Source organism: Nitrospirae bacterium YQR-1, from assembly GCA_039908095.1.
Classification (GTDB): domain Bacteria; phylum Nitrospirota; class Thermodesulfovibrionia; order Thermodesulfovibrionales; family Magnetobacteriaceae; genus Magnetomonas.
In genome coordinates this window covers 16,897-28,116 of sequence record JAMOBJ010000038.1, presented here as the reverse complement: position 1 = coordinate 28,116, position 11,220 = coordinate 16,897, and the positions used below count along the sequence as shown (strand labels likewise).

12 protein-coding genes are annotated in these 11,220 nt (G+C 42.9%); 8 read left to right on the top strand and 4 right to left on the bottom strand.

Annotated features, from left to right (window positions below):
* Positions 1-171 precede the first annotated feature (171 nt).
* The 8 genes from H7844_14260 (at position 172) to H7844_14225 (ending at position 7,838) form a co-directional block, all read left to right on the top strand.
* Positions 172-402 carry a hypothetical protein gene (locus H7844_14260; protein ID MEO5358444.1) on the top strand — a complete coding sequence of 77 codons (231 nt, stop codon included), beginning with the start codon at positions 172-174 and terminating at the stop codon, positions 400-402.
* A gap of 147 nt (positions 403-549) precedes the next feature.
* Entirely contained in the window at positions 550-2,034 is a 1,485-nt protein-coding gene (locus tag H7844_14255; protein ID MEO5358443.1) for a HAMP domain-containing histidine kinase, read from the top strand.
* The gene (locus H7844_14250) at positions 2,012-3,391 is read left to right on the top strand and encodes a sigma-54 dependent transcriptional regulator (protein MEO5358442.1); all 1,380 of its coding nucleotides are present in this window, start codon (positions 2,012-2,014) and stop codon (positions 3,389-3,391) included. Before H7844_14255 ends, H7844_14250 begins: the two co-directional genes overlap by 23 nt.
* Complete coding sequence (locus H7844_14245; protein MEO5358441.1) at positions 3,388-4,230, top strand: universal stress protein; 843 nt, start codon at positions 3,388-3,390, stop codon at positions 4,228-4,230. Before H7844_14250 ends, H7844_14245 begins: the two co-directional genes overlap by 4 nt.
* A gap of 282 nt (positions 4,231-4,512) precedes the next feature.
* Complete coding sequence (locus H7844_14240; GenBank protein ID MEO5358440.1) at positions 4,513-4,683, top strand: hypothetical protein; 171 nt, start codon at positions 4,513-4,515, stop codon at positions 4,681-4,683.
* A gap of 34 nt (positions 4,684-4,717) precedes the next feature.
* Entirely contained in the window at positions 4,718-5,908 is a 1,191-nt protein-coding gene (locus H7844_14235; GenBank protein ID MEO5358439.1) for a sulfite exporter TauE/SafE family protein, read from the top strand.
* A gap of 54 nt (positions 5,909-5,962) precedes the next feature.
* A complete protein-coding gene (locus tag H7844_14230) occupies positions 5,963-6,424 on the top strand; it encodes a hypothetical protein (protein MEO5358438.1) in 462 nt (153 codons plus the stop codon).
* Between the two features lie 256 nt (positions 6,425-6,680).
* Positions 6,681-7,838 carry a hypothetical protein gene (locus tag H7844_14225; GenBank protein ID MEO5358437.1) on the top strand — a complete coding sequence of 386 codons (1,158 nt, stop codon included), beginning with the start codon at positions 6,681-6,683 and terminating at the stop codon, positions 7,836-7,838.
* A gap of 137 nt (positions 7,839-7,975) precedes the next feature.
* Here the strand turns inward: H7844_14225 and H7844_14220 are convergent, their stop codons facing one another.
* The 4 genes from H7844_14220 to mqnE are packed head-to-tail and all read right to left on the bottom strand — an operon-like array spanning position 7,976 to position 11,216.
* The gene (locus H7844_14220) at positions 7,976-8,119 is read right to left on the bottom strand and encodes a hypothetical protein (GenBank protein ID MEO5358436.1); all 144 of its coding nucleotides are present in this window, start codon (positions 8,117-8,119) and stop codon (positions 7,976-7,978) included.
* A gap of 34 nt (positions 8,120-8,153) precedes the next feature.
* Positions 8,154-9,101, bottom strand: a complete 948-nt coding sequence (locus tag H7844_14215; protein MEO5358435.1) for an FAD-dependent oxidoreductase — start codon at positions 9,099-9,101, stop codon at positions 8,154-8,156.
* A gap of 19 nt (positions 9,102-9,120) precedes the next feature.
* Positions 9,121-10,158, bottom strand: coding sequence for a dehypoxanthine futalosine cyclase (gene mqnC / locus H7844_14210; protein MEO5358434.1), 1,038 nt, complete (start codon positions 10,156-10,158; stop codon positions 9,121-9,123).
* Positions 10,155-11,216, bottom strand: a complete 1,062-nt coding sequence (gene mqnE / locus H7844_14205) for an aminofutalosine synthase MqnE (GenBank protein ID MEO5358433.1) — start codon at positions 11,214-11,216, stop codon at positions 10,155-10,157. The genes mqnC and mqnE overlap by 4 nt, the downstream gene beginning before the upstream one ends.
* Positions 11,217-11,220 lie beyond the last annotated feature (4 nt).

Here is an 11,220-nt window from a genome sequence, read left to right as displayed (position 1 = left end):
CACAGGCTCTACTACTAAATTTTTGGAGAAAATTTAGAAAAGAAAAAAAAGAAGGCTTGACATTTCAACATAGCAGTTAACTACAAAGGCAACTACAAAGGCAATAATAGAAATGTTGCTTGACGGGGCCGGGATGAGCAAGGTAATATATTTTAAAAAGGAGTTTAAGATATGTCAACAACAGTAAAGAGATTTATAAGTAAGGTTTTGCCTGATGGACACCTGTCACTTCCTGCTGATACTGCAAAGGAGGTGGGTAATGTCTTTGAGGTAATATTGATTCCGGTTGAGGAAACTGAAATATACACTTATGCAGAAGGGCTTGCACTTGAAAAGGGTTTTAAAAATTTAACAGCCTCTGACATTGAAAATATAATACACACCTCAAGAGGTATCCACTGAAGAGGATAGTTCTTGATACGAACGTTCTGATATCAGCCTTGTTTTGGAGTGGTACACCCTACGAGTTTCTGAATAGAATTCTTACCGGCTGTAAACCAAAAAAATCCGCACATATTATATAATACACTGTGCGGGGAATTCACGGCTATGCAGCTTAAAATACATCAGAGGGTATTGATAAGCCTCCTTATACCGATAACGTTGACGGCGGTGTTTATTCTTTACCAACTTAAGAGCTTTACGGCCGCTTATCATAGGATTCGTCTCATAGAAACCTCCGATGACATTAACATGACACTCCTTGAGATCCGCCGCTACGAAAAAAACATTTTACTGTTTAATGAAAAAGAAAGCGTATCACTTTTTTATGAGAACCTTGAAGTGCTGAAAAGAAAAATCGTGGATATCAGGCAGGAGATTATTAACGACGTCGGTGAGAGCACCTACAAAACACTCCTTAGAAACCTCTCTGATTATGAAAATAAGATAAACCATATAATTTTCAATAAAGAAATCTCAAGCTCGAACTACAACAAACAAATCAAAGAAGTTAGAGTGCTTGCAAGAGAAATTGAAGCACCGTTTGTTAAGATTAAACTCGCTGAACGTAAAAATATAGACGAAGAATTTAAAAAGATTAAAACTTCCTTTACGACCTCGTTTATTTTTCTAATCACAGCTTTGTCAGGGCTTGGATACTTGTTTTCAAGAAAATTAATCTCATGGCTTAAAGCAATGGAAAAATCATTTGAAAAGCTTGGCAAGGGGCAGTATGCAAAGATTTTTGACATTGACGGCCCCGATGAGTTAATCTCACTCATTGAGGTATATAACAGCACGGTACGGCAGGTGGAAACATCAAAAGAACAACTAAACAGAGCCTTGCGTGAGCTGGAGGTTGTAAATGCTGAAATACTAAAAAAACAGGATGTATTGGTTGAAGCTAAAAAGGCCTCCGCTATGAAACTCCTTGCCTCTGAGATTTCTCACGAAATAAATAATCCCATGTCGTCCCTTAGCATGATGCTCGGGCTCCTTTACGAGGAACTCCCTGAGGGAGATACTAAAAAGGAAAATGTTTCTTTCATGCTGGGTGAACTCCAAAGATGTAACCAGATAATCGAAAAACTTACGGCATTTGCAAAAAAAGAACAATTACACATGCGCAGTATAAACCTGAAAGAGATAATCCCTGAGGTCACAGAAATTGTAAGCAAGCAAAATACCGGGAAAAATGTAGCGTTAACGGTAAACATAGATGAACTTCCGGATGAAATCACAGCCGATAACCTGTTGATTCAAAACGCTATGATAAATCTGCTGTCCAATGCCTATGAGGCTATGCCTGAGGGCGGAAGGATAGAAGTCTCCGGCAATATCTCCGGAAATTATGCTATAATTACCATATCAGACACAGGCCATGGGTTTTCCGCGGAAAACCATTCTCGGATTTTTGAACCATTTTTTACGACAAAGGAGCAAAGCGGGGGCAGCGGCATAGGATTGGCTTTAACGAGAAAAATAATACAACGCCACGGCGGCGGAATAACGGTAAAGAGTTCTTTAGGTCAGGGGACAACCTTTACAGTACAATTACCCTTAAAAACATATGATGAAAATACTTGTAGTTGATGATGAAATCGGCATCTGCAGATCGCTTGAGATGCTTTTTACAAAAGAGGGCTACAATGCGTGCTCATATAACACAGGCGCTCAGGCACTCAGTGCAGCCGCAGAAAGGGAGTTCCATGTAGCATTTGTTGACTTAAAGCTGCCTGATATGGACGGCCTTGATCTCATCAAACACATCAAAGAGAGACTGCCCTCAATTCAGATAATTGTAATAACCGGATTTGCCACAATCGAGACGGCGGTAACAGCCATAAGAAACGGAGCATATGACTATTTAACTAAACCGCTGTCTCTGGATAAGGTAAGAATAACGCTAAAGCGTGCGCTTGAGAAAGTCACCCTGACTGCCGAGATAAACTATCTCAGAGCCGAGCTGTGCCAATCCTTTGGTTTTGAAAATATAATAGGCGGAAGTAAAAAAATAGAGGAAGTGTTTCAAATCATAAGACAAACTGCCGGAAGCGACAGCAATGTGCTCATAACCGGTGAGTCCGGTACAGGGAAAGAACTGGTGGCCAGGGCTATTCATTACAACTCACAGAGAAGAAATGAACGCTTTGTGGCGGTCAACTGCGGGGCTGTATCAAGTGAACTGATTGAGTCGGAATTCTTCGGACATGTCAAGGGAGCTTTTACCGGAGCGGTTAAAGATAAAACCGGATTTCTGGAACATGCCGCAGGGGGCTCTCTTTTTCTTGATGAAATAGGAGAGACATACCCCGACTTTCAGGTTAAACTTCTGCGGGTCATTCAGGAGGGTGAGTTTAACAGGGTTGGAAGCCCACACCATGAAAAAGTTAATACGAGATTCATAGCGGCAACAAACAGGGACCTGGCAAAGGCTATGTCTGAGGGAACATTCAGGAAAGACTTGTTTTACAGGCTTAATGTTATCTCTATACATTTGCCTCCGCTTAGGGAAAGGCGCGAGGATATACCCATACTTGCACGGCATTTTCTTCAAAAATACTCTCATAAAAGAAGAGGTGTTAAAATCACAGGGTTTACACAGGACGCTGTTGAGGCTCTCATAGGATATGATTTCCCCGGAAACATCAGAGAACTGGAAAACACCATCGAATACGCTATATCCTTTACCAATACCAATGAGATAACCTTAAACGATCTCCCGCAGAAAATCCGGTTAAATAAAATAAAGCCTCCGGCTGTTACAACAATAGATAAACCGCTTAAAACTGCCGTTGACAATTACGAAAAGCTTCTTATATCCTCTGCCCTGAGGCAGTGTTCAGGCAATATTTCCCAGACTGCCAGAGTATTAAGCATACACAGACAAAGCCTTCAACAAAAAATCAAAGATTTCTCAATTAATATAAACGACTTGAAGGACTCATGAAAATACTTGTTCCGCTTGACGACACACCCGCCGCCGGCAGCGCACTGGCTACAGCCGTGCATCTGTCCAAAACACTCCGCTACTACGTAATGGCCATGTTTGTAAACACGGGGGGTGAGTACTCACCGGAGTTAACCCACTACGGCGGCATAAAGGCAATGGTTGACAAGGAACTGCAGGTAAAGGGCCAATCAGTCTTAGATAGTGCATTTATAACGGCTAAAGCAATGGGTTGCCACATAGAGGGTATCATTTCCTATGGGATTGCCGACACCGAAATAATTAATTATGTCCATGAAAACGGGGTGGTAAAGTTAGTTGTAATTGGAAGGCCGGCATCGGAGATTGCCCTTCAGATGTGTAAAAACGTGGTGAGCAGTCTAAAGGTGCCGGTTTTGCTGGTAAACAGAGAGGCGGAGATAAAAAACATGCTTGTTGCTGTAACCAACTCTGAATCGTCACGCAAGGCAGCCACATTTGCCGCATTTCTGGCCGAAAAAACAGGCGCAGGCATTACCCTTATAAATGTGATACCCGATACGGCTTCCATACTTATGAACTACGGCTACATAAGCGAGGCGCCCTCTATGGACAGAAGAATTACTCAACTTGAAAAGGATTTTTCAGAGCGCGCCAGGGTAACTCTGTCCTCAGCTCTTAAGATTATAAACACCTCAGCTCAATCTGTTATAAGGTCGGGAGATGCTTACCGTGAGCTGTTAAACGCCGCCTCACAGTACGACCTTTTGGTTTTGGGAGCATCAAACACAAACAAAATCGGCTCTATATCAGGTAAAATCATAAGCAATAAGGTCATCAACACTCTCTATGTGCAGTGATTTCTTGCATGCAAGAGTAATCAACATCCAACACTAAAACCCAGTATTAAAACCGCTAAGCTACCGTTTTTCAAAGGTTTTGCTCTTGTTTATATCATAAGTGGTGCAATAATACGCTGCGGCCTGAGTTTCAGAAAATAATACGATTCAAGCATAACTATTTGACAAATAAGCATAAATTGATCTGGCACGCTCTTTGATATATTAAAAGCGGATACATGAGAGAGATGAACAAAACGGAAGCTGAAAAATAAAAAGACTTAAACAAAGGAGGTGAACTAAATGGATAATTTGATCAACTGGCTCGTGGAGCTCAACAAGACTAACCATGTATGGTTTGGAGTAGTAACAGTGTTAATAATGTCAGGGCTTGGCGCATTGATAGGGGCGTCAATTGAGGTGTTTTTTAAAATGTTGGGTATAAAATCAAACAAGATCGAAATTCATCACTAAGTCATAGTGAAAAGCGAAACGGAGGGATAAACAAATGGAGTTATATTTACCTATAGCCGGAGTGGAGATAATGGCATGGCAGCTGGTTTTGATAGGTTTAACAGTAGGTGTAATAGGGGGGTTCTTTGGGGTAGGGGGCGCCTTTATGGTAACACCGGCACTGAATGTTTTTGGTTTTCCGATGGCATATGCGATAGGTACCGACATGGCACACATTGCCGGTAAGTCAATAGTGGCCACGATAAAGCACAGAAAGCTTGGCAACGTGGATTTGAAGCTGGGCATTATAATGGTCATATTTACAGCAATTGGAATAGAGGGTGGAGCAACGTTAATAATGTATCTTGAAAAGATAGGGCGGGTCGGGCCAATCGTTAGATTTGTATATATGATATTACTCTTTGGCCTCGGCTCATATATGCTCTATGAGTACTTTAAACTTACCGGAGGCGGCAGCGGTTCGCATGAGGTAAAAGACGGAAACGTATCCGGGCTTGCAACAAAGATTCAGACATTGAAACTGAGGCCGATGATTCACCTTAAGACCTCAGGCATTACTATATCTTTATGGGCAATCGGCGGTGTGGCAATATTTACAGGATTCTTAGCAGGATTTTTGGGTGTCGGCGGCGGCTTTATAAGAATGCCTGCACTTATCTATGTACTGGGGTGCCCTACTACTGTGGCGGTCGGTACCGACCTTTTTGAGGTAATGATTTCAGGGGCATACGGAGCGTTTTCATATGCGATGAAGGGACGTGTGGAGATAGTAGCGGCAATCGTAATGCTTCTGGGTGCGGCAGTCGGAGCGCAGTTTGGTACTCTTGCAACCAAATATGTAAAGGGCTTGATAATCAGGTTATACTTTGCAGTTACAATGCTGTTGGCCGGAGTGTCGGTAGTATTTAAGCACATAGCCTCAAGTTATAAATTCACATACGAGGGAGTGCTCAATAAGTGGATAAAAGTGGAAACCGGTTTGACGGATAAAGCTGCGATAAAGGACTGGGCGGTGATGAATAAGGCAGCCGTAAAGACATGGGTAGCCTCACAGAGTGATATTATTCAGAGCGCATACATGCTTGATAAAACCTGGAATAACTACTCCGGGTACCTTATGCTGGGTTCGGCATGTGCACTAAGTCTGCTTATCATTGTAAAGATGGTTCAGGGTATAAAAATGGAAAAAGCGGCAGAGAGAGCGGCGGCCGCAAGAACTATATAAAAACAAATTGACGGAATATTAAACTTTATAAAAAAAACTAAGGAGAGAAAAACAATGGAAAAGACAACAGCAATAGTTTACCCGGGAATGCCGTACAAACATTCGATACTTTATGGAAGTCAGAGAGCAGCGGAGTTAAAAACAGGTTTCACGGTGGCTGGAATTATCCCTGAGCTGTCGTTATCGGAGCAAACTGCATTGCACATGTATGAGTTTGGGACAGCCGGCAGTGTAACGAGTAAAATGGAAGCCGAATCAAAGTCGTTTTTTGAAAAAGTGAAAGAGTTTTGCAGCAATGAGGGCATCAAGGCTGATTTCAGTGTTTACAGGGGTGGAATTGAAGAAGTAATAGATTTCATAAAGGACACGGAAAAGGAAGTGTCACTGCTTATAGTGCCCACACCCACAAGGAGTATTCATCAGATCGTATCTCCCTCCAACGCCGCACGCACGGTTCAGTACTCATCAACGCCTGTATCATCCGGCTGCCCTGTTGTGCTTGTATTGGACAAATAAGGGAAAGGACAAAGTGCCATGGAAACCTGCCGGCATGGCTTTAGCCGGCAGGTTTTTTTGCGCTTATTTATTGTACAATAGGATGTGGGTTACTTAAAGAAATGGATATAATACCAAGTTGCATTCATTCGATTAACTTTGTCGGCATCGTCGGAAGCTCCTTGACGTCTCCCATAAAGGGGAATTCCCTATGAAGGGAGATGTCGCTTAGCCGCCTCGTTACTCTTTTGACTGCTCCCGGTATAAATAGGATTGTATGACATTTAAACTCTGGCAGCGGGTCATAATAAATATGGTGTTTCCTGTGTTTTTTGCCTTTGTCCTCATCACACTTGAGCTTCAAAAGGTTGATGATTTATACAAGAAATTTGAGGTTATAGAGGCAATTGACGATGCTGGAATTATAGTGCTTGAGCTTAGAAGGTACGAGAAAAATGTTCTTATTTTTAACAGGGAAAAGGAACATCTTAAACTATTTCACGATAATATCAAAAGCCTCAGAAAAAAACTCAGGGAAATAGATAAGGACTTAGCGGATACTCTGGGCAATGAAACCAGAGATGAGCTGACAACTGTTGTCAACAAGTACGAGGAGAGCTTTCACTCCTCTATGGGTAATATGGATGAAAGGGCGCTTCTTGTGGAAGATATCAGGCCGGTTGGCAGGGAAATAGAGAGTTCTTTGAAAAATAAAGAGTTGGTTCTGCAATTAAGACGTTCTGAAAAAAACTTTATCATATATAAAGAGGAAAGTGCCGCCAAAGAGGTAGATTTAATTTCAGAGAAGTTACTGAAGGAACAATTGCAGCCTGGTGTTGCCGATACAATAAAGCAGTACCAAAGTACATTTAATGAAATTGTGGATAACTTCAAAAGACAGGATGAGATTTTACATGATATGAGGATGAATGCAAGGAAAATAGAAAAAATCATTTCGGACCTTTCATATCGGCAAAGAAATCATGTTAATCTGTCGTTGAAAAAAGGTAAAACGCCTTTTTTTGTAGCTTTTATAGTGTTACTTGTTAGTACTGTTTTTGTGGGATATTTGTTTTCTTATGGATTCTTAAAGACCTTAGACAAGATGCAGAGGGCGCTCTCGACGCTAGAAGGCGGCAAGTTTGTGCCCCTTGTGGCACAGGAAGTGCCGCCGGAGTTTGAGTCCTTTATAGAAACTTATAATCAGGTGACAGGGCGGATAAATTATAATATTGACAGAGCTGAAAACCTGCTGGAGCGGGGGGTAAGTCAGGTCAACAAGTCCGAGACAATCTTAGAGACCCTGCAGATGTTACCTGCAGCAGCAGCTAAAAATAAAAAAATTGCGTTTATACCAAGGTGCAGCCAGAAGTATAACAAGGCGGCTGGGAGAAAGCGACGCAGGCGTACTTTTAGTACGCTGAGGAGCTTTTGACGAAACCAATGAAGTTATAGCGAAAACCATAATTCCGTTCATTATTTTTAGTGGTTGAGATTGCCCTCCCCTGAAGGGGACTCCCATGGTCGCTATCGCTCCTAGCAATGACGAATAAAAAAACACAGTAAAAACAGCTATATGCCGTCATTGCGAACCCCCACAGGGGGTGTGGCAATCTCTTCTTTAATAAATTCAATAAGAACATACTTTTGCTTTTTGCTATAGACTATTGAATGCAACTTGGTATTACGCAGAAACACCATCATCCCCATTGTCACAGATACCTCCCATGACAGCACATACCGGCTATGGTTAGCCCCAGAGGTATTTCCTTCTCTTTCTTTGATGGATATATTTCTCAGCCGATAGAGCGGCCACGCTGCCGTTTGAGGCTGCAACCAACACCTGTCTGACCTCTACACAGGTAACATCCCCTGCGGCAAAAACACCTTCTATGTTGGTTTCCATCATTCTGTTGGTTATTACACACCTGTCATCGCTGATATCAACGGCAAAGTTTAAAAAATCCACTATTGGAGAGTTCCCGTGAAGATAGACAAAAACACCATCCATGGGAAATATCTCTTTCTCATTTGAGCCCTTATCTACCACCACGATACTTTCCACGATTTCGTTTCCCCTGATTTCCTCAATCTTCTTATTCAAAAGCACCGTTATGTTTTGTCCGCTTAACTGTGGATTGTCTTTGAGTTTAGGATTGTCTGTTTGTGCTATAAGAAACACCTTATCTGTAAAACGTCTAAGCACGGAAGTTTCCTTAACGGCCTCCTCCGACTCACCCACTATGCACACAGTTTTGTCTTTGTAAAAAGCGGCGTCACATACGGCACAATAGCTTACCCCCTTGCCAAGGTATTCCTTCTCGCCGGGAAACGACGGTTTTCTGCCCATTGCACCGGTTGCGATTATTACGGAACGCCCCTTATACGTGCCCTCCATGGAATAAACCTCTTTTACAGGGCTTTCAAGCATTGCACCTATTACCTGTGTTTCCACATACTCAGCACCAAAGGAGATGGCTTGCTCTCTGAAAATATCCAGTAGTTCAGTGCCTGTTAAAGGCGCTGATATGCCTGGGTAATTCTCTATTTTACTGGCAAAGGCAAGCGCCCCCGCTGTCTTTGACTTATCCAGCACTACTGTTTTTAGTGCCAGTCTTGAGGCATACTGAGCCGCCGATAAGCCCGCAGGGCCGCCGCCTATTATTACAACATCATATATCAACTCATCTGAAGACATATCTCCACCTCTTTCTTTATCAGAATCTTTTTATAATATTATAAAATGTATCTCTTTGTGCCGGCCTGAATCCTGTCACCTTTACAGCATCTATTATATCATCTTTTGTTACAATATAGGTAACTCCTGCGGCTCTTACCACATTTTCTTCTATCATCGTGGAGCCAAAGTCATTTGCTCCAAAGCGCAGCCCCACCTGTGCTGTTTTCAGCCCCTGTGTGACCCACGATACCTGAATGTTTCTTATGTTATCAAGATATACCCTGCTAAGAGCCAGCACTCTGAGATAGTCAACGGCGGTTGCCGGTTCGGACTTCCGTCCAAGCTCCGAGTCCCCAGGTTGAAATGTCCACGGGATAAAAGCTGTAAACCCTCCGGTTTCATCCTGCAGCGTTCTTACAGCATCGAGATGCTCTACAATGTCTGTGACACTCTCAACAGAGCCGAACATCATTGTGGCCGTGGTCTTCATACCAAGGTTATGCGCTTGCCGCATAACATCCAGCCACAAGCCGGATTTTATTTTCTTAGGGCTTATGGCCTCACGCACCCTGTCTGAGAGAATCTCCGCCCCGCCTCCGGGGATTGAATCCAGCCCTGCTGATTTCAACTCCGCAAGGGTTTCTTTAATTGATAGTCCGCTCTTTTTAGCTATATCGCATATCTCAGGAGGGGAAAACCCGTGAATGTTGATTTTATTAAATCTATCCTTAATCTTTCTAAGCAATCCGGTAAAAAACGACAGGTCAAGGTCCGGGTGCAACCCGCCCTGAAGAAGAATCTGTGTGCCCTCACAGGCGATGGTTTCCTCTATCTTTTTAAATAGTTCTTCATCAGTTATTAAATATGCCTCAGGGTCATCCGGCTTTTTGAAAAAACAACAAAAGCTGCACTCATTAACACACACGTTGGTGTAGTTTATGTTTCTGTCAACTATAAATGTGACAGTGCTATCAGGGTGAAGGGATGCTCTGAGAGTATCGGCAGCCTCACCAAGCTCAAGAGTTGGTGCGGAGTTTAGAATCTTGACTGCTTCATTTTTAGAAATCCTCGTCACTGTGTAACCTCTCTGTACAGGGCGGTTCTCTCAACCGGGATTTTACCGGCTTTCTTTATTAAAAATTCGATCTCCGACACTGTTAATCTCTCTGGTGATTTTGCTCCGGCGCTGTGGGCAATTTTTTCTTGTATCACGGTGCCGTCAATATCGTCTGCGCCAAAGAGCAGGGCTGTTTGTGTCACCTTCCTCCCCAGCATAATCCAGTAAGCCTTTATGTGGGAAAAATTATCGAGAAACAGACGGCTTATGGCGATAGTTTTGAGGTCATCAATTGCAGATGGGGTGGCTGTGCCGGCAATCTTGCCCTCAGGCTGATAAGCAAGCGGAATAAAGGCAAAAAAACCGCCGGTTTTGTCCTGTAGGTCTCTAAGAAGTGTCATATGGCGGACTCTGTCCTCAAACGACTCTATGTGGCCATAGAGCATGGTAGCGTTGCTTCTGATTCCCAAAGTGTGTGCAGCTTCATGAATATGCAGCCATACCTCAGCCGGAATTTTCTCAGGGCACAGGGCGTCTCTTACGGAGCTTGAAAAAATCTCAGCCCCACCTCCTGGTAACATATCAAGGCCGGCACTTTTCAGGGTTTCCAGTGTCTGTGTAACCCCAAGTCCGTTTAGTTTAGACATGTAGTCTATCTCAACGGCGGTAAAGGCTTTAATGCTGACATGCGGAAATGTCAGTTTTATTTGTTTAAGCAACTGCACATAGTATTCAAAAGGATGATGTGGATGAAGGCCGCCGACTATATGCAGCTCTCTGAAATAATCGCCGGAGGTTTTCAGCATGTCAATGATGTGAGACACTGTATAGTCAAAGCCTCCGTCCTGCCCGATTGAGCGGCTGAAGGAGCAGAACTTACAACGATTTACACACAGGTTCGTAGGATTCACGTGCCTGTTTCTTGAGTAATAAACCTTACCTGAGTGCAGTTGTTTTGCCTTAAAATCAGCCAGCCGCCCGATACTAAAAATGTCATCACTGTTAAAGAGAAAAAGACAGTCATCAAGAGTTAACCTCTCAGTGTTTTTAACTTTTTTTTCTATTTTCTTAATCATTCAA